Below are 22,660 nucleotides of genomic sequence, written 5' to 3' on the forward strand. Positions count from 1 at the left end.
GAAGAGTGCTGATGGTCCCATCCAGTCTGTTGCCACGGGGCAAAGCCACCGGACGGCCCGGAGTTGCCACGAGCCACCTACCGCGTCCAGATAGCTCTCATTACGTCGCCGATAGCCCGTGCTGTGGTCAGCACTGCCCGGCTCGATTCCGGGGACAGACGCTATAGTCACGATGCCACGAGAACCCCACCGACGACAGCGAGACCGACAGCACAGCACCGACATAGCCTTCATCGACGAACTCGGCATGGACATCGGCCAAGAACAGACATCGAAGCCCTCCAGTCGCTCGTCAGTGCCCTCGGTGACGAGGTGTCACCCCCCATTTCGAGTGTTCTTGAGTTGCTGGTCGGGACCATCGAAGTCCCGTCTTTACATGTTCGAGCGCGTCGCCATCGTGCTCTCCCGCGACTGTCTCCGATGTGATGTCGTCCTCGTCCCGCGGGTTCTGTTGGGCAACGGCCAGGAGAATGCGACGCCGGTACTCGTGGCTGAGTATTTCGAACAGTTCATTCAGTGTGCCGCCAGACTCTTCTTTTTTTGCTCGACTTTTACTGATAGCTCTCGTTGCGAAACGCCTCACTTGGTGATGCGTTCCGCGCAACCGATGCGCGAAGAGAAATGGATAACTGTGGACGGGTACTCCCGTTTCAAGTAGCCCTCACAGTGGGCTAAACGCACAGTGTATGTTGTGTTCCGTACTATGGATAGGGTCCCCAGAGGAATAGGGTTGTGGGTGTTTTGATATCATAGCCGAGTTAATGTAATGTAGTTTCTACAAAATTCCCACACCAATCGATCACTCGGTAGTTGTGGGTATCACTCCGATTCCCGAGAGAGTCCATCAACTCGGACTTCGATGTGCCGTCCCCGGTCACAGAGACGTCAGTATCGGCGTACTGGAATGAGGTTGCGACCGACGACGACCGGCCATCGAGCAGCGTATCGAGTGCATCGGCTTCGATCGTCTCCTGTAACGGTGGCAGGTCAGTCGTTTCCTGGTTGGTGGCCGCCGCAACTGCTTCAACAATCGCCACACTGGGGCAGCCCGATTTCCTCCAGTTATGACGAACCGTAGTGGGGCTTGTATCTGTGCTTTCGGGGTGGTTGGTCGGATCCGAGACACCTCCCTCGTCTGTATTGTCGTGCATTTTCCGTCACCGGTCGTCGTCGGACGAAGTATTAGCGGAGAAACCGCTATGGCGTCCGTTTACATCCCTACTATCTGGGTCCGTATAACATTGGTGTGAGAATCTGAGTGACTATCTATTGGCCGCCCCGCGGTCGTCGTCGAGTTGCCAGGTGAACAGTGCCTTCAGCACGATGACGAGGCTATTCGTCTGACCTGCGCCCCAGATAGCAGTTTCGTCACGCGGTTCGGGTGGGTGTTCACCGTTACCGTCGACGAGCACACTCACGAGCGTCTTTTCCTGGTCCACCATGAGGAGGCGACCAGCAGGCGTATCCGACCAGTTCCACACCGATTCGAACAGTTGCGCGTCAGGTACGTTCCCTTCGAGTCGGGATTCGACGGATTGTGACATCTCTGCGAGCCGAATCGAGACCTCACGGTCGCTGGCGGTCGAGAGGCACTCAGTGATTTCGTCGGTCAGTAGCTCCTCGGCAGTCATATACACGACCTCATCATCAGCGGACGAGATGAAATCCAGGATGCGTTCGGTCACGGTATCCCGGCCGGTTACCGTCCAGACACCCTGCTGTTCAGTGCTGTGATTCGCTGATGCAAGCTGGTCGAGCGCGTCTGTCAGGACCATCACTCGATGGTCGTATTCCTGTTCGAAGTGACGGCCGGCCGTCTCCGTCGAAATGGCCCAATATCGCTTGGGACTCGACTGTTTCACGTCGACGAGACCGCGGTCATGAAGCTCGTCAGCTGCGTCGTAGACACGTGTTCGGGGGACGTCAGCGACGTCGCTCACGTCCTGTGCAGTCCCTTCGCCCAGACTGACCAGGGCGACGAATGTCCGGGCGGCGTAGGTACTGAGGCCAAGCGCTTTGAGCTGCTTGACGGCCGTGGATCGTGCGTGGTCGGATGGGTCGCCGGACATTAGCTCGTCACCAATCACGTGAAAACCACCGGGTATGGTGGTTTCTGACGTGTAGCGACAGAGAGGTTGGGACCAAATCTGTGCCTACACGCCACTCTACCTCTCGTGCTACCCGCACAAAGAAGTACTGTGATTAACTGAGTGAATGTCTGAATAGTACCGGTTCTGAGACGCTCAAAACATTCAAAGACGAGGGTACTCTGTGAGGATCTGAGTGACATTGGTATCTCTCGTGCGACGTACTAAACACCCAGGGCACGAACCAGAAGGTAGCAATCGAGGTTGGGACCAATGGACGATGTTTCAAACCAAGACCAAGCGATCGAATTGCTCCAGCAACTCGGGCTCAAAGAGTACGAGGCCAAGTCGTTCGTGGCGCTCGCACGTCGCAGGCGTGGGACGGCCAAGGACATCAGCGAGACCTCCGAGGTGCCCCGGACCCGCGTCTACGACGCGATTCGCGTCCTGGAATCGAAGGGACTAGTCGAGACCCAGCACTCGAACCCGCAGGTGTTTCGAGCGGTCTCCATCGACGAGGCTGTCAACACTCTCCAGTCGAAGTACGCCGAGCGGACCGAGTCACTCCGGAGCGCCCTGAGCGGACTCGACCCAGCTGACGAGGGAGACTCGACAGAGGCTACCCACGAGGTGTGGTCTATCTCAGGGAATCGGGGCATTACGAGCCGGACACGGCAGTTGGTCGAGGGAGCGACAGAGGAGTTGCTCCTCGTGGTCGGCCACAAGAGTATTTTCACCGACCAGCTGGCCGAACAACTACAGTCGGCTCAGGAACGAGGTGTGAACGTCATCATCGGGACGGTCGATGAAGAGCTCCAGGCCACGGTTCAAGATGCCCTCTCTAGTGTCAAAGTGTTCGTCTCGGAATTGGATTGGTTGAGCCGATCACCGCTTCCAGGCGACGATACCGAAATCAGTCGCCTGTTACTGGCCGACCGCGAGGCGATTCTGGTGAGTTCGTTCACCGAAACGGGGGCAGACGGCCGTGAGCACGAACAAGGCGTCTTCGGCCGCGGATTCGACAACGGGCTGGTCGCAATCACGCGACGGCTGATGGCGACGGGATTGCTGTCTGTGAACGATCCCGAAGCTGAGGAGACCTGAGTCCCGCTCGTGAGCGTCGGAGAGAACCTCAGATAATAAGCCCAGACCGGCAGACATGTCCCGGATGGCACCGATTGCCGTCTCTCGGCGGGAGATCTTCCGTTCCATAGCGACAACACAGTATCTCGACTGGCCGGCCTACGACTCGACACCACTGTACGACCAGCGTTCACTGACGGCGCTCATGAGGATTTCCGGACCGTCTCTGGAATCTGGTTCGAGCAAAACGCCCACGACTCGGTCAAGGCGTTCGTCTGTCAGTATCCACTTTCCTACGTGGATTTCAATCCCCACAACCAGTACTCCGGTCCGACCCGATATGAGATGCCACAGCTCTTCAGAGCGTTCCTGCTGAAAGAGGTGTACGGCTGGGACCACGAAACAGCGCTCGTCGAGTGTCTTCGGCAGCACTCAGGTACCCGTCGCTCGCTCGAGTTCGACTCCGTGCCCGATCAGTCGACACTCTGGCGCAGCTGGAACAAGCGCTTCAGTGCCGACCTCCGTGAGACAGTTGAGAGAACGGCTCGGACGCTCCTCATCAACGCACAGAATGCCGTATTGCGGCTCCTCGTGACCCGGAACGGAACCTCCAGTATCATAACGACGAGTCTGGGGCGACCGATCCAGACGACCAGACTGTTTTAGAAGAAGCAGCGAAGATCAGCGGTCACATCAGCCGCGTCGTCTTCCCAGCATTCTCGCTGGACCGTGGCGAGGGTGTGAGATCCACGAGAACGCCTACTGGGGCCTGCAGACATGTCTCGGACTTCGCGAACGGCTGGCTGCGAACGAGGGAGCTCGCAGTTTCGTCTACGAGTCGACTCGGGATCGGACGCCGCTGGGCCACACCCATCGGGAGCAGATTCGGGACCGCTCGATTGACCAAGTGCGAGAGATGTACCGACAGGCCATCACTCGGCTCCTGAACGAAGTTGCCGAGACAGAGCAGTTCTTTCGAGCAGGGATCGTCGCACTCGACATTACCGAAGCTGACCCATTCACGGGCGATAGAACGGGCTACGAAGACGAGATCATCGGGACGAAGGAGAAGACCGACGAATCGCTTACCAGCGGGCGACGGTGCAGTTGGTCGGCAATGCCGTCCCGATTGTGCTGGACGCGCGGCCGGTGCAAAAGGGGGAGACACGACTGGAGATCGTCGATGACTTGCTCGATTCGGCTGAGGGTCTCGTTCACGTCGATAACGTGCTGACGGACCGGGAGTTCGATAGCCAGCACGTCTTAGAGATGATCGGCCAGCGCGGCCTTTCCTACGTCGTTCCCAAGCGAATGCAGACCAGCGAGAAGGCTCAGGCGAAGCGATTGCTCCAGCGTGACCAGGACCGGTACGAGACTGACCGCAAACTCCATCTCGAGAAGAGTGAGTGGCACAAGACGACACTGATCTATCGTCGAAAAGAAGACTTCGAACACGACGATCACCGGCAGTACTCGGTGTTCATGACGAATTGCGGGAGTGGTCACCTCACGGAGTACGGCTATCGCTGGGAGATCAAGAGTGGGTACAGGTCGATCAAACGGTTCATGGCTGCCACCACCTCAGATGATTTCGGGCTACGGTTCTTCGACTTCGCGTTCGCGTGCCTCCTGTACTCGATTTGGCGAGCGGTCGATTTGCTCTCTATGTCGAGTTGACGGGTGACAATACGCTCACGCTGCTGAAGAAGGAGACCGGAATCGGATAGAGAGATACTCTGTCCGGGGCAATACGGATTCCTGAGTGGCAACGCTGCCGGGGATCTTAGAAATTCACCGGTCTGGTTAGTAGTACGACATAAAAAGACTATCGAGAGTAGATCCGAAGCAGCTTCGCCTCGAAAATTCGCCCGAAACCACCCATCACAGACCCGCTAAACCCACTGTAGCCTCAGGAGTAAGACGGCGCAGATACCGAAGCAGCGCCGATTGTTGGTTGGTCTTGAGCTCACTGAACTCTTCGGGCCGGACATCGAGACGTGAGTCGACGTCGGCGGCCTCGAGGATCGGGACCGGGCCGTCGTCGACGTCGTCCATCGACGAGGGTCCGAGGTCTGTCGACGATCTCGTCCGGGCGGTGGAAGCATGAGTTCGGTCCGCTGTACGGTCGAGAACCGGAAGCGTATCCAGCGTGCTGCCCGGGCGCTGCGGGAGACCGTGCCGACCGTGCTGGTCGAGACGACGCCGCCGGTGCGTTCGGAACACAACGCCTGGACGCTCGATGCCGTGCTTCCCGAGACTGAGGGTGTCCCGCCCGAGGTGCTTCGGGAGCTGGCGCTGGCTGGGCTGACGCTCCAACCGACACCCGCCCAGAACGAGCATCAACACGTCGTGGCGACGGCCTGAGCGCGACAGCGATACCTCTGTCTTTTTGACGACTTGCGTAGCTATTTGGCATGGGTTGCGATGGCTTCCGAGACGACTCCTGACAGCTCGCGACCCCGCGCCGGGGCCTGGTGAGGCAGGCCCCACAACGGCGCGAGTACGTATCTGTGGCTGACGGGCGAGTTGTATGTAAAGCCCCCTTGTACTTCCGGGAGGGGACGAGTAGTGCGAGAATATGCGTGTTTGAGTGGGCTTGCTCTGGAGGATCGAGATGGGTGTGATTTGCAGTTCGGGCACTTGAGTGGCTGTGGAGGCGATACTCTGGCGGCCTGTGATAGGGTGTAATAAAGATAGCTTGTACTTCCGGGGTGGTGGTCCGCTAACCAACACTTGGTGGCAGAAGTGGTCCAGTGTTGGTTAGTCGAAAGGGGGCGTAGGACCGCTCAACAGGGTGCTGATTGCAGAACTATTGATCGTGGATTGGCTGGTCAGTAGGCCTGCGAATGACAGCTGACATTTCTGACAGATTGCATTGATGTTCATCATAACTTGCTGGATACAGAGCGCGCATCAGCCATCGCAAGGTGTGGGAGTCAGTGCCGCTCAAATGGGTCGATACGTGCCACTCATATGTGAGCCCGACCTCAAGATGTGATAACCTCGTTCCGAATGGCATTTGAGACGTAGAGCAGAGCACAGAGCATAGATTCAGTATCCGAGTGGATGGGTGTCGCCTCGACAGAGCAGTTCGCAATTAAGAAGCCGCGGATTTGTAGACTGGTAATCCGACAAAGGCCAAGCCTAAAACGCCGATTATAGCGGGCAGAGGGTTAGTCATAAGTGGAAGCGGGTTACTCTTCTTTTTGAGATACGATTTCGAGGGCGAGCCTCGCACAACATAGGCCGTGGTTGTCTCCCCGACATTATACTGGTCGATTCTGTTTTCGGCGGCAGTCCTTGTGTTGGACGTTTTTGTTCCTATCCCCGGTCTGATGTTCTCAGAAGTGTACTGGGTTCCGTTGTACGTGTAGCTGTACGTAACGTGGGGTGTGTACCTACCTCCATTGTCTGAGGAATAGGTGATATCTTTGCTCTCTACGGTGGCTTCAATCTGTACTCCGGATGAGAGGCTTTGCTGTTGGGAGTATGCGATATATCCAGCAGCTCCGAGCAGCATAACCCCCAGTGTTATACTTATCAGAGACAGCTTTGACACATCTGTAATTATTTAGGAATACTAAATACCGATTTCGGTGTGTTCTCACTGCGCAATGCACTAATCCACGGGGAGGTTGGGCCACCCGCGACAGCGGCGGGAAGTCGTCTGTCTCCTTCACCCGCTCCCGGGCTGGTTCAATATCCAGATCGTCATACAGCTTCACAGAGTGACATATACAACCTCTGTACTGACCAGATTACCACAAACAACCGCCTCAATGCCCGCAGTTTCTCGATGCTGTGCAAATATAGAGAGTGCTCAGAACTCTCGCTCGGGTGGATGCGATGTATATAGGCCGACAGCAACAAGTGAGCCCTTACTGTGAGCTATGCCAGTTTGTAATAGACTGAAGTTCCGCTTTCCGTCTCCATTTGTTTGGTCGTCACGATTCCTTCTTCAACAAGTTCGGTGAGTGCTTCGTCAATATCATTGACGACGATTGTCGTGGCGGCAACATCACCGGCGAAGTCGATCAGACCGTCAGCGAACGCCCCAAGTGGATTCTGCGTCCGATCCATAAATACAGGGCTAAAATCAACGCCGAGAGCAATTTCCCGTTCAGTGAATGCTTTGTCCGGGCGCTCGCTTAAGAACGATGTTATGAGGTCTTTTTCAGTTTCGATTGGTCCCTCTTCGTCGTTGGCAATCGGTTCGTCACCACTCACTTCTACTGTTCCCGACTCGAATTCTTCCTTGGAGATTGGCATTCTGTCTCGACATATAGGGCGAGAGGGCTAATTAATTGTTGTATGTGCTGAGAAGTGCCCTGTCTTCGCAGCCATCCAAGTGTTTTTCTCAGCCACATCCAATCGGACTCATTCTTATCGACCTACGCCTTCCAGTTTACACGACGTTCAGAAGATCTGATAAAACCAGAAAGACTGCCACAGTCGCGACGTGGACGTGACTGTTGATGATCAACACGCGTTCATTTGCACCCAGCACAAGGGGCCGAGGATACCACAACTCAAACACTACCGATAACCTGCAATATCTCAATTAGACTGCCGACATTGGTCATGAAAGCGACTAAGCCGAAACCACTGAGTAAGATGCCGAGAACTAGCAGAAAGAGTCCTCGAGCACCCGTTCTCAACGCGGCACTTTGTGGCTCATCGTTTGCTACTATCAGGTGTCCCTCCTTCGGTGTCATGACTGCATCTGCACCTGCGGCCCTTTGTTCCGGCGCTGTGCGTGCTTTCCCGACGATGTGTACTTTCTCGCCGACACCGAGTGTTCCCTCCACTAACTCGACTGGATTATTGAACAAGCCGGAGTCCGTGTGCGCCGACGGGTCCAGATCGAGTCTTGCTTCATCTACTCGTTCCAGCAGTTCAGAACCTGTGACCGTGTTTATCTCGTGGTTCAGTGAGAGACTCTCATCGGTGGGATTGACATATATCTCGGCCGTCCCGTCAGAAACGATGAACGGACTGTATTCCATACCAGCGTCCATAGAAGGGTCTCCAGTCCCCTGCACTTGACGGGTAATGTTATACTCGTATGCTACGCACTCTTCTCCCCGAATCGGTGATACGAGGGTGTCGCCTGATCGAGGCGGGCGAACGGTCCCGTGGACTCGAACTAACCCGTCAGTCGTGATAGATTCACGAAGTGGCACCGACTCAGTGGTGAATAATCTCCACCAATCGCTCACGTTTTCGACTCCGCGGATCGTCGCGGCCACCCCTATTGCGGTCGCGATGGCCCCACCGGCTACTCCGGGCAGAGATCCGTAAACACTCAGTGTGAGAGCTCCGAACAGGACTGTACCCACAAGAGTTCTGTCCAGGGACACATTTCGCACCTCTGTACTCGCAGTATTAAGCGACGTTGCTTGTCGAGCCGGAAGTTTTCGACATGAACCATCGTCGGTTTCGGGCTTTCTACACTTGTCTGAAAGTCGTTTTATAATACTGTTTTCAACGCTTTTTTCAGGACATAAATAATGAGATTTACAACCACCACGAGAGCAACAGTCAGGACTATTCCAATGGGGTCGCTTGCCCCTATTTTAAGAGGCGAAATAGGCACATAACTAGCCAAAGTGAGCCCCAACATCAATAACAACATACAAGATATAAATGAAAAATTCGTTGATTTCAGGACTCAGTATTGGCCTTGGCCGACCGATCAACTCGGAGTCTACTGAGCAGTCTATTCATCTCATCAACAGAGAAGATAACTCTGAGAGTTGAATAACGACTTGCCCTACAAGTTGTGGTTCGGCCAATACAGGGAGAAACAAACCAGTTAGGGCAGTACAGGGCGAGCTCAATCAGGAAACAGCAGCTCCTGAAATGACTGCTCAAGCCCGTTGACATAGTATGCGACAAGATCGATCAGGAACTTGGAGGCGAGAACAGTGAACAATAGTGGGACACTGGCCGCACGCTCAAGACTGACTGGCGTACCCTCTATAGATTCACGGACAGTCAGCAACACGAGTAATCCAACACCAACGATCACGAGTCCTCTGTAAAACACCCCCTTGACTGCTGTCCAGACTGATTTTTCACGGTAGCCGCCGCGGTAAAAATAGTCTGAAACTGTTTGCCACCCTTCACTCAGAAAGACGACACCGGCACCAGTAAGTGGCCATGCCGGAGTTTCGGTCATGTTCGCCGCGGCAACAACTGGCCCAGCGACTATCCCACCGAATCCAGCCCACACTACGCTGAGTAAGAAAATAACGATAATGAGCCCAGGAATGGTCCCGAGATAGATACCAACCTCGGTTCTTGGGATTGGAATCTGGCGCGCTCGCCAACTGGAGCCGGTAGATGTTGAGTCTGCATCACTATCGTCAAAGAACCTGCTTGATAAGATAACCCGTAACGTCGCCCACTGAGACCCGCTGAACGGCTCGCGGTCAGTCTCCTCGCTGGGAAGCTTCCCAGCAAACATGGCTCGTACAATGGCCCAGACCATAGTCACGCCGAGTTCGAGCCAATAGAACACTAACAGTGCTGCCGCTGATGTCTCGAACAGAAGTAACCCGGCTACAGGCACGGCGTTAGCCACGAATACCGAGAATAACTTTGCATCAGGTAGCGATGTACGTGGAGGGAACAGCTGTTGCATTATCTTGCGATGATGTGTTTGATGTGTCTCTCACTTAGCACACTTGCTCGACGGCGTTTTCGGTAGTGCCGTTGTAAAGAAGGGTGATATCAGCAACCAGAGGTAAATTCAGCACAGTATATATTGAATTATTGGAACTGGTGACCGCTCATTGTAGCGTTCTCCTCCCTGACTGCTTATTTCTGAAATCGACGATATGGATGCTTTGGTTCATCCATATATAACGTATTGACGAATCATTCAAGCGGGAGAAGATTTCGTAGAGCCCTGGCTGGTTGTTAGCCGTTCAGGATGCTGTGTGCTTCCGACTGAGCGTAGTCGTGTTCTTCCTGACTCAAGGAAAGATTGAGTAGCCGTGAGAGATACCGACGTGAACCAGCACCCTATCAGCAGGTCACGCTAAATCCAGACTCAGCCTAGTGGCGGGTACGCGAATCCCCGCAACATTTGACCGTCGCGGGAGATGACACGCTCGATGCCCTCCATTATCGATGAAACCGTGTTCGGCGAGCCCTCCAGAGGGCTTGCAGTGGTGTACCTCTGTGGCGCACTTTTGCTGGCCGGGCAGCAAGGTTACTACGTCATCGTCGAAGGGGCGGCACCGTTCTATGCTGGACTGTGTCTGAGCGCTGGGATGGCCCTCTCCGGCATTGCCGAGTCCCTGCCGAAACCTCGACGACGGGCAGCTGGCATCTTGCGGGTCACAGCACTCGTCGTGCTGGTGAGCATGCTCGTAATTTTGTTTGTCACACCCAACCTCCTTATCAACTAAGAGCGGTGATCGATTCGAACTCACTGCTGCTGACCGAGTGTGTTCTTGAGGCATCAGCATGGAATGAAACAACAACTCAGTAAGATCGGAAAGCCTGTATTCAAATTCCGTATCGTACTTGTTTCTGGTAGCTGTAATTTCGTCTATGCGCCCTTTCCTCCGATACACCATCTCAGTAGGCGTTGGACTCGCAGTGACGGCTCTTGCAGTACAGTTCGCCACAGCGGACCACCTGATCATGCTCTCGCTCCTCCCACTCTATGGGGCGGTAAGGTCAATGATTTTGGCACATAAGCAGCAGTGGGTGTCTCTTTCTCGTCGGAACCCCACTCGGTCAACAAGGAAACTGGGGGCCATTATTGGTGGCCTTGGAGCATTCACTGGGTCACTACTTCTCCAAACATCAGTCCCGGCGGGGCTTGCTGGGTACGGGCTCATGCTTCTCGGCATGGCAGGAGCTATTGCCGACTTGGACCAAGCCAACCGTACTGACCAGACTACCACGAGCGATTGAGTCAGTGCCCGCTGTTTCTCACGCCAAACTATGAGATACCGACGGCGTCCCACCCGGAGTGCTCCGGGAGTTCGGACTGGTTGGACTGACGTTGCAGCCGACGCCCACCCAGAACGGCTATCAACTCGTCGTGGCGACAGCCAGAGTGTGACAGCGATACCTCTATCTTTTTTACGACTTGCAGGGCTGTTCGGCATGGGTTGCGGTTGCTCCTGACTTGATCCGCTGACGGACCGCGACCCCGTGCTAGGACCTGCTATCGGCAGGTCCCACGACGGCTCCAGATAGGCCTCAGACAGCTCTATAGAGGAGCCGTACGATTATGGCTATCATCCCTGCAGCGATTACAAACGCCCAGCCGGTTATGCGGACGCGCTGGCCGTACTCGGATAACTCGTTTCTGTCGGTCCCGAGTATCGTGACGAGCCGACTCGGGTGCTTGAACGGACTCGGCGGCCTCGGCTCGGAGAGCCGCCGCCGGAGCCGTCGGTACCGACTGAACGACTGGAGACCGTACAGACACAGCGAGAGGATCATGCCGACCCAGAAGCCGGCCGCCGCGAGCAGCGGGATACCGACCGGTCCGAGCAGGTCGGCCTCGACCGTCTGTGCCGACCCCTCGCTCAGGCTCAGGATGCCGAACGCCAACCCGACCATCGAGAGCCAGAACGCCACGAAGCAGACGAGGAGTGTCCATTTCGACAGCCGACGGAGCCTCTCGTCGTTGCGTTCGACCCACGTTCGGGACGGCGGCGACCGCACCTCGCGCTCCGGGCGGGGCTCGTGTCGCCCCGGACGTTTCTCCCCCAGTCCGGCGAGCACGACGAGGCCGAGCAGGACGCTCCCGACGGCGAGCGCTCGCGTCGGCCACGGGGTCCGCTCCCTGATCAGGAACGCGTTGCTCGGAGCCGATGGCCGGACGTACGCTTGGACTGTCGTCCCCGGCTCGTACGACCGAACGACGGACTGCGCTTTCGACCGATCCGAGTAGGTTCGAATGGTCGGCCCCGGGAACACCTGCTCGCTCGTGTACGTCTCGCCCTGATATTCGTACGTGTACTTGACCTCCGGTTCGTAATCGATGCTTCGCCGACTATCTATCCGCTCCACTTGTGCGCTGTCGACCGTTGCTTGGACCGTGACTGCGCCGCTAACCGCCTGTCCCTGCTGGACGTAGCTGTACCCACCGCCCCCAGTGAGGGCGACCGCCAAGACCAGCAGGTACACGCTCTTTCGTGAGAGGTGGAGGGTCGTGATTCCCACGGGGAGTTTCATTTCGGTCAGGAGTATGGCAATCCAACAGTATGAGAGTGATGTCTATCGCACGTATACCCGATCCTCAATCTAACAGTTGTCCCGGGATTCGGGGTAATTTGTTGCACGCCAAGAGCATGTCACAGAATCATTCGCAGTTGCTCAGTAGACGGTTATGCTTCCTGTATCGGGCTCGGTCAGCGGTAGTTGCTGGCTCTGAAATTGTAGAAAGAGTATATGTGCGATGCAACTGAACGATTGAACGTGTCAGAACAGCCCTCCACAAAGTCGAATAACTTGGTCAGCACAGAAACCAAGATTACAGCAGTCTTCGTCATACTCGGCCTCGTATCGGTGTACGGCACAACAGCTGTAACTGATAAGCAATGGGTTCACTTCGCCGTGCTCATCGGCGTTGGCGTCATCGCCCCAACATTCATCAACGAATGGCGTGACTAATCGGATTATGAATCCGTCACACACTATTCATCAGAAGATGGCGTGTCCGGAGCGACCCGCAGTCGTTTTTGCCTGTTGAGACGACACAAATTAACGATGCTAATCGTGTCTACCACACCACCGGTCGAATAACTGGAAACACCCGTGACGGCATTCCAGTCCAACAGTGACACAGCTATGTGGCGTCCCCAGTCCACCCGTGGTCGATGACGATAGCGCCGTCGCCAAACCCGCCTCGCTCCTGACGAAGACACAGCGGTCCCGGATTTGCATGGCGTTTGCCGAGCAGGACGAACACCAGCGTCGACGAGACCAACAGCAGATCCGCGAACGAATTCGGGCCGGTATGACAGATTTTGACCTCCTCGCTGACTACCCCGACCGGCAGTTCGACCTCGCTTTCGATGATCTTGACGACGAGGAGATGATAGCCACGCTTGCAGACGTTTGGCTCGTTACTGAGCGGCTACGAGCACTCCGCGGTATCGAACGCAAAGCAGCCATCGAGTGTGTGAGCGAGCGTGCGAGCGCGTTGTCGTCAGAGATAGAGGGAGAGAGTATCGACAATGTAGAGCTCGTCCCGGCGGCGACATACCGTCAGCAGGGTCGTGCGGCCGCCGAAGCTGAACAGAGGAATCGCCGCCAACGAGCGCGCCTAGAAGCCCGCCAACGGCGCCGCCAACGACTGTGCCGACTGTCTTTGCCGCACCAGATTTGAGCACTTCAGCCGCCAGACTCTGGCCCACAGAGCCGTCCTCGTGTTTGCCCTTGAGTTCCCAGAGGTCGTCGACTTGCTCGTCCGACCAGTCGTCGGAGACTGCGGCCTCAAACTCCTCGCGGTCGTCGAGTTCACTGAGCGAGGGCTCCGTTGGCTCTTGGTACCTGTCGCTGTCTGAAGTCGGATTTGCCGGTGCATCTGGCGTCGTTCCGTCTTCGTATTGCTCCAGAGAGGCTTGTCCTGATTCCGCCACCGACGTGGCTGAGAGGTCCTGAGCCGTGTTGTCGGTCACGGATGACCCTGACTGGGAGTCGGTAGCACCGCCCTCCATCGGGACAGTCGATGCGACAACGCCCGTTTGAGACGGTGGCGTCGGGCCTGAACCGCCGGTGCCGCCGGTGCCGCCGGTGCCGCCGGTGCCGCCGATGCCGACTGCACCGGTAACTTTGTTTTTGCCTGCGGACAGGCCTTTTGACACTTTACCGGCAGCGGCCCCTGCAGCACCGCCGAGGGAGCCGGCAAACATCATGAAGAGCTGCACGTTGCTTAGCAGGCACATCGCAGCGATTGCCATGGCCGGCATTGCCATCTGAATCAGTGGGTTCGGCCCGCTGGCGAAGACAGCCGTCGTCGTTCCGCCCGTGCCACCGCCACTGAACGTCGAGAGCGTTCTGGTGGTGAACTTCGTGCCGACAGCGAAGATCCCGGCAACGAGTATCCCGCCCGGAATCAACATTCCCGTGGCCTTGAACAGTTGCTCAGCGAGTTCTTTGGCGTACTTGAGCGGCCCGACGTCAGCCACCCAGAAGATGATCAACAGCGGAAAGAGGCCGTAGGTGAGATACACCAGGACCTGCCGGGCGACCAGAACGACGAACAGCACAATCTGAGAGAGCACCACGACGAGCAAAATCCCGATTCCGTACAGCAACATCACGAACGACCCTACGGAGGTCTGTGCGACGGGATTGCTCGGCAAGCTAGCGTTCAGATTGACGCCTTTGAGGAACAGATCGATGCTCGCGTTGGATATCGAGAACGCCCACGCGAAGGCCCCGCGACTGAACAGTGTGCCAGTTCCAGGCGGATTGACGATGAACAGCGAGAGCGTCGCTGCCAGCGCGCGTGACATGAACCGGTGCGGGTCCATCTTCTCGTTGTCCGGGAACAACTGGAACAGTCCCAGATAGGACAGGCCGAAAATAGTCAACAACGAGAAGTAGATCACCATCGAGAGGTCCCACATACTCTGGAACTGATCAAGCATCGACGGCTCTAGCTTCAGCATCTCGGAGAGAACGCTTGAAAACAGGATCTCGATGAGTTCGAACACTGCGTTGAACAGTTGCTCATTAATCCACTGGATGAGGCTCTCAAGCCCGACGTCAACGACCAGCAGCGGAGCTACGAATGGTACAGCCAGCACCTGGCCGTACGTTGACTCCACCTCCAGACGCTCGGGCCCCGACTCCGCCATCTAATTCACCTTTTCTCTTTCCCATATTAATATTTCCTATCTGGATGTGAAATAATACAGTCAATCGGACGGCCCTCGCTGTGGTCGTGAGCCCGTTTCACTATCTGCCTCGGAATCATCCGGTTCAGCCTGTTGCGTGGATTGTGCTGTCGAGACATCCGTCAGCGATTGTGCGTTAGGCGACATCGTACTGGAAGACCGACCCGTGCCTGACTTTCCAGCTTTTCCACCCGGCTTGAAGCCGTTTTTTGCACGCTTTTTGACGCCCTTTTTGGCCTGTTTCATGCTCTTCTTTGCAGTCGCTTTGACGCCCTTCTTGACACCTTTCTTTGCCACCATTTTCCCGCCCTGTCCAGCGACTGATGCGGCAGCACTTGCACCACTTGTTGCAACCGCGGCACCAGCCTGTGCAATGCCTGTAACAGCAGTTCCGACGGCGCCCAACATCTGTGTCAGCATCAGGGTCGGGAGGACGAGAATCCCGATGATGATGACGGCCTTAATGAGGAAATTCAGCAGTACATCACCACCACCTGAGCTAGCGAACACACCGCCCTGGACTGGTGGCCCCTGCGCTGTTGGTTGGGTCGCTGGCGTCCCACCGGCGAATATCTGACTACTGCCACCGATGAGACCGAGTCCGACGGTAAATACGGCCGCTATGAGGACACCACCAGCCAACAGCATTACTGCAGTCTTGAACATCTTCGACGCGAGGTTATTCCCGTATTTCAGTGGCCCGTGGTCGACAACCCAGAGGAGGATGAGGACCGGATACAACCCATATGTGACTAGAACTAACACCTGCCGTGCCACGAGCAGGACCAGCAAAATGATCTCAGCGAGAAGTATGACCTTGCCGATGAGGATGCCTACTGCAAGCAACATAAATGGCCCGCTCAGCGCACCAGCGATTGTGCTACTCTGGAAGGAGATAGACGTACCAACTTGACTGAGATACCATGTGGAGAGATTATTCGTGACCACAAAGGCCCACGCAAATGCACCCTTCCCAAAGAGATTCGTGCCCCCTCCCGGTGGATTTACAATCCAGATTGATGTCGTTGCGGCGAGAGAGCGAACACCGAACCGATAGGGATCCGTCTTCTCTGTGCTGGGGAACAGCTGGAACGACCCAAAGACGGATACTGCATACACTAAAAGCAGTGCGAAATGTATAGTAACGCTGATCTGATATATGGATTCCAACTGCTGGAGGTGCGCAGGACTGATGCGGAGGAACTCATCTATGATATCTGCAAATAACTTCACGATGAGATCGAATACGGCAGCGAATACGCTATTGGCGAGGTCTCGAAAGGGATCCCTGAGACCGACGAGAGCGAGTGGGACCGACCGTCCGGTAGCGTCGGAGCCGACAGTGAGAGGCAATTGCGTGTGTTCTCGCACAGACTGGATCCGAAACGCGAGACTCATTGGTTCCCTCCGTTGCAGAATTGTCGATACGCGTCGGCTGGACAGGGTCCCGTCATAACAGATCCATGATTAGTTTGAACCCAACGAAGTCGATCATCAGCAAAGGTGTGATGAGCAAAAAGAAGTCCTGAATATACTGTGCAAGTTGTCCGTGCGTCGAAAATCTACCATCAGGCAGAGAGTCATCAACCGCGGCCCCGCCGGCAAACGTTCCGCTGGAGGCACTATCGTACGTGCTGAAATCAGTCAGCAGTGTACTTGACCAGATTAACGCTGTTACCAATACTCCAAACAGCATTAATTTCGCGCTCACTTTGATGAATTTCTCACCCATAACATTGACACGCTTCCATGGCCCGACATTCACAAGCTTGAATGCGAGTAAGAGTGGGAGCAACGCGTATGTCACGTAGATTATTAACATACGTAGGACAAGTATCAGTATCAGGCCGAGCCCGGCGATGAGCATAAGACCCACAGCAAGTACTCCCCAGTTGTAGCCGACGTACAGGCCGACATCATCCATTACAGCCCGGGTAATTGTTACGCCAATACTGAGATCATACGATGTTTGATAATACAGCCCAGTGGGCACTGTCTAGTTGAGCGAGTTTGAGAAGCGAGGAGGTCGTAGCGAGAAGTGCCTATGCAACTCGCAGACCTCCTCAGAGAAACGTTAGATGAGGACAGCCAAGACATTTGGGAGAATGAGCGCACCCCGACATCCGTCCGGCAAGTTGGGGTGCGTCTCCATACTGCGGGGCTGTCAATCAGGGAGACGGTTGCGATCTTAGACTTGCTGGGTGTCGATCGCTCTCACGGTGCTGTCTGGAATTGGGTTCATACACTGTCTGAAGCACAGGGCGACCCGCCGACGGCGCAGCCGTTGCGGGTCGCAGTCGATGAGAAACAAATCGAGATTGACGGCGAAAAGAAGTGGTTGTACGCCGCTGTCGATACCGAATCAAAGCTGCTTCTCGAAGTTGACGTGTTCAGCCGCCGCGGGACTGACCCCGCGTCGGCGTTCCTGCATCGCCTCACTCAGAAACACGATGTTGCCGATACAGTGTTTCTCGTCGATGCTGGCGGCTATCTGACTGCCCTCTCACGCCACGATTTGAGCGGTCGGCTCGACTATCGACTCCGGAACCACACCGAAAAATGGTTCCAAGCTGTGACCATGCGAATCGACCGCTTCCACACGTTTTGGAGGGGCAGTCAATCCAGCGCGAAACAGTGGCTCAGACGGTTCAGACACCACTACAACCACGAGCGACCGATCCAAGCTCTTGACGGAAAAACGCCAGCTGAGGAGATACAAAACTAGACAGTGCCGTGGTGGCAAATATATATATACTAATTGGTAGCAACGTGTCTGAGAGGTACACGTACCCTAGAGTCCGGACTGTCCGAAGCAAACATATATTTATTCGATACAGGATCGGTAATTCGTGGCTTTGGACGCACCCGCCCGTAGAGGATTGATCTTTTTGCTCATCGGTTCCGTTCTCCTGTTAAATGTGGGTCACTTCCACATTATCTCACCCGGCGGCGAGCGCTACGAGTACCAGCGCGTATCCGTGACCGCCACCGACGACAGTATGCGCTTTTCTGTCGACGGCGAGTGGGCAAATCGACCGGAAAGCATCGCTGGCATCGGATGTGATGGCTGGACCGACACCAGCAGCGCACAACTCTGTGTGCTGGAGACGTGGCTGGCAAATGAGAGTGGCCAACCGCGGACGGTGACCATCGACCGAACGGACAAGTACTGGACCGCAGGCCAGCCATACGCCGTCCACGGTGGGCAGTTCTACGAACGGACCCAGACGACGCATCGTGCCTCGGAGACGGTGCCAGAAGGGCAGGTCAGAGTTACGCTGACCCCTCATTCAGCCATGCAGACGCTCGACGCTATCGCCGTTCCCATCGAGAGAGCACCACCGGAACTGGCCCGCGTGATTCAGCGGGACTCGTTTACGACTGACCACTATGTCCACGGTGCAGAGATAGACACCGATCTACCGTCTGTCTCCGCAGACGAGTACGACGACGGTGGGATGATCGTCGAGACCGATGACGGCTTCGCCGTCGTAACCACCAGTTACTCCCCAGGCAAGCCAGTGATACAGTTCGTCGCCAGCGTACTCCAGTGGCTCCTTGGACTCGGGCTAGTAGCCGCCGGTGGCCACCGCTATTTGACTCATCTGTAATCTATTCGCGCCGTCGCCGTCAACGCTGAAAAAAGCGGTCGGTCTGAGTAAGTAATTCGCGTGCGGGACGGTCAGTACAGATACGCAAGCCACTAAAAACTCAGTCCACCAGCAGTAGTTCAACAGGGTCGTTTCACGACTGCTGAGGGAACTATCCGCTCAGCGGGTGTGCGTATTAATAGTCAGGTTTTTACCAGTTCTGAGAGGTGTTCTGATAGCCGTGCAAGATACAGAGCGCGAGTCTTGCACGACGGTGCAGTCTATTCGAAACCGAAAGCATCGGTCAGTTGTGAATACGACAGCTTTGATTATGCTACGTGACGAGTCACTGCGCAGCTTTATCATCGTCCTCCTCATAAGTCAGAGGTGAGGAGAGCTACAGATGTGCGGGGAGCAGGTCTCGCTCGACACCATTCTTGATGCTGTCTATGACCTCGGATATGACGCCATTGATCGGGCTGAAGGGTTTTCAGACGAAGCAAGCGGACAAGTCGCACTCCCTGAAAAACATCGCCGAGAACCCCCAGAAGGGCTGCGGCGTTTTCTCCCGCGTGTCTACTGTGACGCAGGCAATCCAGATCTCGTTCCTGATGACCTCCGCGCGGCTGTTGAAGAGTACGGCTGGACTGTCCAAGCAATGGGACGGGACGGCCAGACAGTGACGGTTGTCATCTCAAGGAATGGTGTGTAGTAGGTGAACGTCTCTGACCGATCGATCTACCGATATTGTCGTATCACCAACGGACGCCAATCGCTGCATTGATCCTCTATATCTTGCATGGCGTTTCCGATAGACTTCTGGGGAGTGTTCGCCGGGCGTGATAGGTGTGTGACCTGTACTGATCATACCGCACGCGAGCTACTCACCCAGAGCCGCCCGCTGTTTCTCGGCGTCGTCGTCGCCGGTTGCAGCAAGGACATCGTCGGCAGCGCCTTTGCCGCTCGGATCGAGGTTGTCGTAGTGCTTGACGGCCGTCGATAGTTCGTTTGTCGAAACTTCACCTTGCTTGTGGGTCTTCACAAACCGGCGCTGGGTAGCAGCGTCGTCCATCTGCAGGAGCGCGCCGGCGGCGTCGACCAGCCGTCTGAGCTTCGATGAACTACTCAGTCCCTTCTGGAGGACACTCGACCCGCCAGAGGCAAACGCGGGCGCCACTGTCCCAGTCGAGTAGCCCAGCGACCAGCCGCCGCCAAACTCTTGGTAGTACTGCTCGCGGGAGTCGAAGGGATTGCGGGTCTCGTGTTGCTGGCGGAGCTGGCTCGCCATCATCTGGGGCAGTTTCGTGATTATCGCGGGGTTGTTGGCGATGGTCGTCGCCAGCTGGGCCATCTGGCTCGCGTAGCCGCCAGGGTCGGAGACCATTTGGGCGACGCCAGCGACGCTCTCGCCGACCACCGTCGACGCGCCCGAGGAGAGGCCCATCCAGGCGACGAAGCCGCCTTTGCCAAGACTGGCCGGGAAGCTGGCGTATTTGTCGGCCGCCTGTCCGAACGTGTCCGGCCCGCTGAGCTCCGTGCGTTTGCGGTTGTCGTGGATATCCGTGGCGCTGGCGTCGACGGTCACCGGCGTGAAGAAGCCGGTTGCGCCGGTGTATATGGCGTCTAGCGCGTCACGCTCGACCTCGATGCTGGCGTCGAAGTTTCGAGCGGTCGCGCCATCGCCAAGGCTCGACCACTGCTTGCTCCCGGCCTTGTGGAACTGGATTCGGGAGATGCCGCTCTGGTCCGAGACGCTGACGCGAGCTGTGTAGCTGGTTCGGGCAGTGTTGTCGGCGCTGACCTCGAGCGGTTCGACCAGTGGCGCTTTGTGGTCGTGGATGGTCGGGTCGTAGTCGTTCGAAACCTCGTAGTAGTCGTCACTGCCGTCGTTGTCGGAGTCGGCGACAGTCGGGCTGGTCCCGAGGCGACGCTCCTCGTGGTCGTCCAGCAGGTCGCCGTCGGTGTCGGTCGACAGTGGGTCGGAGCTGACGTTTTGCTTCCAGAGCACGCCGAGGGCGTCCCCACCGTTCTGGCGGGCGCTGACGAACTGTTCAGCCGTCGAGGGCGAGCGCGCGAGGTAGGTGTTCCACCCGCGGTTTTCCTCGAGGTCGGTGAGTTCGTCCCCGTCGCTGTTGACCTCGGTCGGATCGGAGTTGGCGACCGCGATGGTCGTCGTGAGCGTGCCGTTTTCAGCGTTGGTCTTGTAGATGACCTCCCCCCGTCGGGGATGCCGTCTCCGTCAGTATCAGCGTCGTACGGGTCCGTCGAGAACGTGCTTGCGGCGGCGGTCGGCAGCGTCCAGTTCTGGTTCTCTACAGAGTCACGGATGCCATCGCCGTCGCTGTCGAAGGTCTCGCGTGGGACGACCTCCGCTCGCATGTTGACGCCGTCAGCTGAGAGGCTGATGTTCGCGGGGCCGTGAGCGAGCGTGGAGACGTTGACCGTCGTCTGAACGGTGCCGACGGTCCCGATAGCGAGGTCTTTCGAAACTGTGGTTCCGCTCGCACCGGTCACCTCGATGGTCGCTGGCAGGCGGTAGACGAGCTCCAGCAGGCCGGTGTGTCGGTGTTCGTCTCGATGTCACCTACATACCCGACGATGGGCGAAGACGACTTTCACGAACTACTCAGCTACTTCAGAGCACTCGGGGCAGGTCGTCGTCTTCCACGAACCAATCAACCTCCGTGGCGCGAATTTCCAGCAGTGTCTCACCGCCGCCGAGCAAGCCGGCTACGACGACGTGGTCGAGGAACTCCAGCAGATGCAGGACAGCCACCAGTACTGGGTCGAGTACGCCCTCAACCAACTGAACACGGTCCAGCAAGTTGCAACGCGCTTCGACGGGCTCGATGTCCATTCTTGGCCAGACGATGAGCTGGTGCGCTCGACGAGCGGCCAACTGCGGTCGAAGCTCACAGCAATACAACAGGCCGTCTCACCGGAGTCGTTCTCCGAGCGTGATACGCACGCCCCGCCTGAGCAGTCCGAGTTAGCCCGGGGCGGCGAATCCATAGAGCATCTCATCTGACGTATCTATCAAGCACCGCGTCAGGGTCCGGCAGGTCGACGTTACGGCCGTCGCCGGCACACGCTGAGTATCAGTACGTGGCAGGACACGGTGTCGCGAAAAGTGCTAACCAACAAGACCCGGGCAGAACCCACAGCTGTTGGTTAGCTACCCCACTCGGATTTCTAACCGTCATTTGTTTCTCTCCTCGATCCCCTGGACGAACCGTTCAGGAAGTGTGCCTATCATCCGAACCGACGAGTAAGTTCGTAAGCGATGGTAACAGGGATCGTGATAGCGAGCACTACGAATATGATTTCATCGACAGTCGGGCCAGACTGAGTTAGTGAACTGTAGAACACGAGAGCACCAGTTGCAAGGACGCCGATGACAGTTGCGACGTATTCTGGATTTGTCCACTGGGGAGGAGGGCCATTGGTAGTCACGTACTGACATCGGACTGTGGCTGTTCTAACTTTTCTGGAGTCCTGTTGTCTTCCCACTTCCTATCGATAGATACGTAATTTGTACTGCCTATCACGTACACGAGCCACTCGCCCAAGGCCCCGCTCTTCCTTGGGGTCGACGGCGAGGGTGCGGCCCATTGGACAGCTACGAGTTCGCTGTGGCTGTTGTTTCGGTCGATGGTGAAGCAGAGAAGGTTGTGCTGGCAGAGACGCCATTCGAGACGCTCGGAGAGTGGTGTGAACACGCGCGTGGTGAGCGCGGCTGGGACGCTGGGCCGCACGTCGGTGGATCGCTTATCGGCGATCTCGTGCGAGGTGTTGAGGCATGAGCTGCACCGTCGAGGAACGGCGGCGGGTGCGGCGTGCTGCACGGGCGATTCGTGAGGAGGTGGCTACTGAGTCCGTGGACATGCTTGCGCCGAGCGCGAGTTAGTATGGTGCATGGACGCTCGACGCCGTGCTTCGGGACGCGAAGGATGTGCCGCCAGAAGTGCTTAGGGAGTTAGCGTTGGCTTGGTTGACGTTGCAGCCGACGCCGTCCTAGGCC

General features: G+C 56.6%; 19 protein-coding genes and 6 pseudogenes. 13 read left to right on the plus strand and 12 right to left on the minus strand.

What is annotated here, in order from left to right; all coding sequences use genetic code 11:
* Positions 1 to 376: 376 nt before the first annotated feature.
* On the plus strand, positions 377 to 658 hold the full coding sequence (locus BVU17_15800) for a hypothetical protein (GenBank protein AUG49054.1): 282 nt from the start codon (positions 377 to 379) through the stop codon (positions 656 to 658).
* Positions 659 to 819: 161 nt separating this feature from the next.
* Here the strand turns inward: BVU17_15800 and BVU17_15805 are convergent.
* Both BVU17_15805 and BVU17_15810 read right to left on the minus strand, forming a co-directional pair.
* Positions 820 to 1,151, minus strand: a pseudogene (locus BVU17_15805) (hypothetical protein).
* Positions 1,152 to 1,262: 111 nt separating this feature from the next.
* Complete coding sequence (locus BVU17_15810; protein ID AUG49055.1) at positions 1,263 to 2,069, minus strand: TrmB family transcriptional regulator; 807 nt, start codon at positions 2,067 to 2,069, stop codon at positions 1,263 to 1,265.
* A gap of 327 nt (positions 2,070 to 2,396) precedes the next feature.
* Here BVU17_15810 and BVU17_15815 point away from each other — a divergent pair, with 327 nt between their 5' ends.
* From BVU17_15815 to BVU17_15825, 3 genes and pseudogenes are all read left to right on the plus strand, one after another.
* On the plus strand, positions 2,397 to 3,191 hold the full coding sequence (locus BVU17_15815; protein ID AUG49361.1) for a transcriptional regulator: 795 nt from the start codon (positions 2,397 to 2,399) through the stop codon (positions 3,189 to 3,191).
* Between the two features lie 210 nt (positions 3,192 to 3,401).
* A pseudogene (locus BVU17_15820) lies at positions 3,402 to 4,897 on the plus strand (transposase).
* Between the two features lie 376 nt (positions 4,898 to 5,273).
* A complete protein-coding gene (locus BVU17_15825; protein ID AUG49056.1) occupies positions 5,274 to 5,534 on the plus strand; it encodes a hypothetical protein in 261 nt (86 codons plus the stop codon).
* A gap of 733 nt (positions 5,535 to 6,267) precedes the next feature.
* Here the strand turns inward: BVU17_15825 and BVU17_15830 are convergent.
* The 4 genes from BVU17_15830 to BVU17_15845 form a co-directional block, all read right to left on the minus strand.
* Entirely contained in the window at positions 6,268 to 6,729 is a 462-nt protein-coding gene (locus BVU17_15830) for a hypothetical protein (GenBank protein ID AUG49057.1), read from the minus strand.
* Positions 6,730 to 7,058: 329 nt separating this feature from the next.
* Positions 7,059 to 7,439, minus strand: coding sequence for a hypothetical protein (locus BVU17_15835; protein ID AUG49058.1), 381 nt, complete (start codon positions 7,437 to 7,439; stop codon positions 7,059 to 7,061).
* Between the two features lie 260 nt (positions 7,440 to 7,699).
* Positions 7,700 to 8,188, minus strand: a complete 489-nt coding sequence (locus BVU17_15840; GenBank protein AUG49059.1) for a hypothetical protein — start codon at positions 8,186 to 8,188, stop codon at positions 7,700 to 7,702.
* Between the two features lie 818 nt (positions 8,189 to 9,006).
* A complete protein-coding gene (locus BVU17_15845; GenBank protein AUG49060.1) occupies positions 9,007 to 9,816 on the minus strand; it encodes a hypothetical protein in 810 nt (269 codons plus the stop codon).
* 475 nt (positions 9,817 to 10,291) lie between these two features.
* On the opposite strand from BVU17_15845, the gene BVU17_15850 reads away from it, so the two are divergent.
* Complete coding sequence (locus tag BVU17_15850) at positions 10,292 to 10,588, plus strand: hypothetical protein (GenBank protein ID AUG49061.1); 297 nt, start codon at positions 10,292 to 10,294, stop codon at positions 10,586 to 10,588.
* A 145-nt stretch (positions 10,589 to 10,733) separates the two neighbouring features.
* Positions 10,734 to 11,102: a hypothetical protein gene (locus tag BVU17_15855; protein ID AUG49062.1), complete on the plus strand. Its 369-nt coding sequence runs from the start codon at positions 10,734 to 10,736 to the stop codon at positions 11,100 to 11,102.
* Positions 11,103 to 11,393: 291 nt separating this feature from the next.
* Here the strand turns inward: BVU17_15855 and BVU17_15860 are convergent, their stop codons facing one another.
* The gene (locus BVU17_15860) at positions 11,394 to 12,377 is read right to left on the minus strand and encodes a hypothetical protein (GenBank protein ID AUG49063.1); all 984 of its coding nucleotides are present in this window, start codon (positions 12,375 to 12,377) and stop codon (positions 11,394 to 11,396) included.
* Between the two features lie 243 nt (positions 12,378 to 12,620).
* On the opposite strand from BVU17_15860, the gene BVU17_15865 reads away from it, so the two are divergent.
* The gene (locus BVU17_15865; GenBank protein ID AUG49064.1) at positions 12,621 to 12,815 is read left to right on the plus strand and encodes a hypothetical protein; all 195 of its coding nucleotides are present in this window, start codon (positions 12,621 to 12,623) and stop codon (positions 12,813 to 12,815) included.
* Between the two features lie 455 nt (positions 12,816 to 13,270).
* On the opposite strand, the gene BVU17_15870 is transcribed toward BVU17_15865, so the two are convergent.
* The 3 genes and pseudogenes from BVU17_15870 to BVU17_15880 all read right to left on the minus strand — a co-directional run bounded on the left by BVU17_15870 (position 13,271) and on the right by BVU17_15880 (position 17,066).
* Positions 13,271 to 15,010, minus strand: a complete 1,740-nt coding sequence (locus tag BVU17_15870; GenBank protein ID AUG49065.1) for a hypothetical protein — start codon at positions 15,008 to 15,010, stop codon at positions 13,271 to 13,273.
* A 60-nt stretch (positions 15,011 to 15,070) separates the two neighbouring features.
* Positions 15,071 to 16,447: a hypothetical protein gene (locus BVU17_15875; GenBank protein ID AUG49066.1), complete on the minus strand. Its 1,377-nt coding sequence runs from the start codon at positions 16,445 to 16,447 to the stop codon at positions 15,071 to 15,073.
* Between the two features lie 52 nt (positions 16,448 to 16,499).
* Positions 16,500 to 17,066 (minus strand): annotated as a pseudogene (locus BVU17_15880) (hypothetical protein).
* Between the two features lie 27 nt (positions 17,067 to 17,093).
* Here BVU17_15880 and BVU17_15885 point away from each other — a divergent pair.
* The 3 genes from BVU17_15885 (at position 17,094) to BVU17_15895 (ending at position 19,351) form a co-directional block, all read left to right on the plus strand.
* Complete coding sequence (locus tag BVU17_15885) at positions 17,094 to 17,774, plus strand: IS6 family transposase (protein AUG49067.1); 681 nt, start codon at positions 17,094 to 17,096, stop codon at positions 17,772 to 17,774.
* Positions 17,775 to 17,967: 193 nt separating this feature from the next.
* Positions 17,968 to 18,660: a hypothetical protein gene (locus BVU17_15890; GenBank protein ID AUG49068.1), complete on the plus strand. Its 693-nt coding sequence runs from the start codon at positions 17,968 to 17,970 to the stop codon at positions 18,658 to 18,660.
* Positions 18,661 to 19,042: 382 nt separating this feature from the next.
* Complete coding sequence (locus BVU17_15895) at positions 19,043 to 19,351, plus strand: hypothetical protein (GenBank protein AUG49069.1); 309 nt, start codon at positions 19,043 to 19,045, stop codon at positions 19,349 to 19,351.
* Between the two features lie 204 nt (positions 19,352 to 19,555).
* Here the strand turns inward: BVU17_15895 and BVU17_15900 are convergent.
* Positions 19,556 to 21,165, minus strand: a pseudogene (locus tag BVU17_15900) (hypothetical protein).
* Positions 21,166 to 21,216: 51 nt separating this feature from the next.
* On the opposite strand from BVU17_15900, the pseudogene BVU17_15905 reads away from it, so the two are divergent.
* A pseudogene (locus BVU17_15905) lies at positions 21,217 to 21,667 on the plus strand (radical SAM domain-containing protein).
* Positions 21,668 to 21,891: 224 nt separating this feature from the next.
* Here BVU17_15905 and BVU17_15910 read toward each other — a convergent pair.
* Positions 21,892 to 22,092: a hypothetical protein gene (locus BVU17_15910; GenBank protein AUG49070.1), complete on the minus strand. Its 201-nt coding sequence runs from the start codon at positions 22,090 to 22,092 to the stop codon at positions 21,892 to 21,894.
* 158 nt (positions 22,093 to 22,250) lie between these two features.
* Between BVU17_15910 and BVU17_15915 the strand changes: the two genes are divergently transcribed.
* Positions 22,251 to 22,442 carry a hypothetical protein gene (locus BVU17_15915; protein ID AUG49071.1) on the plus strand — a complete coding sequence of 64 codons (192 nt, stop codon included), beginning with the start codon at positions 22,251 to 22,253 and terminating at the stop codon, positions 22,440 to 22,442.
* Positions 22,439 to 22,657: pseudogene (locus BVU17_15920) on the plus strand (hypothetical protein). The gene BVU17_15915 and the pseudogene BVU17_15920 overlap by 4 nt, the downstream one beginning before the upstream one ends.
* Positions 22,658 to 22,660 lie beyond the last annotated feature (3 nt).

This window comes from Haloarcula taiwanensis (assembly GCA_002844335.1).
In the GTDB taxonomy this organism is placed as follows: domain Archaea; phylum Halobacteriota; class Halobacteria; order Halobacteriales; family Haloarculaceae; genus Haloarcula; species Haloarcula taiwanensis.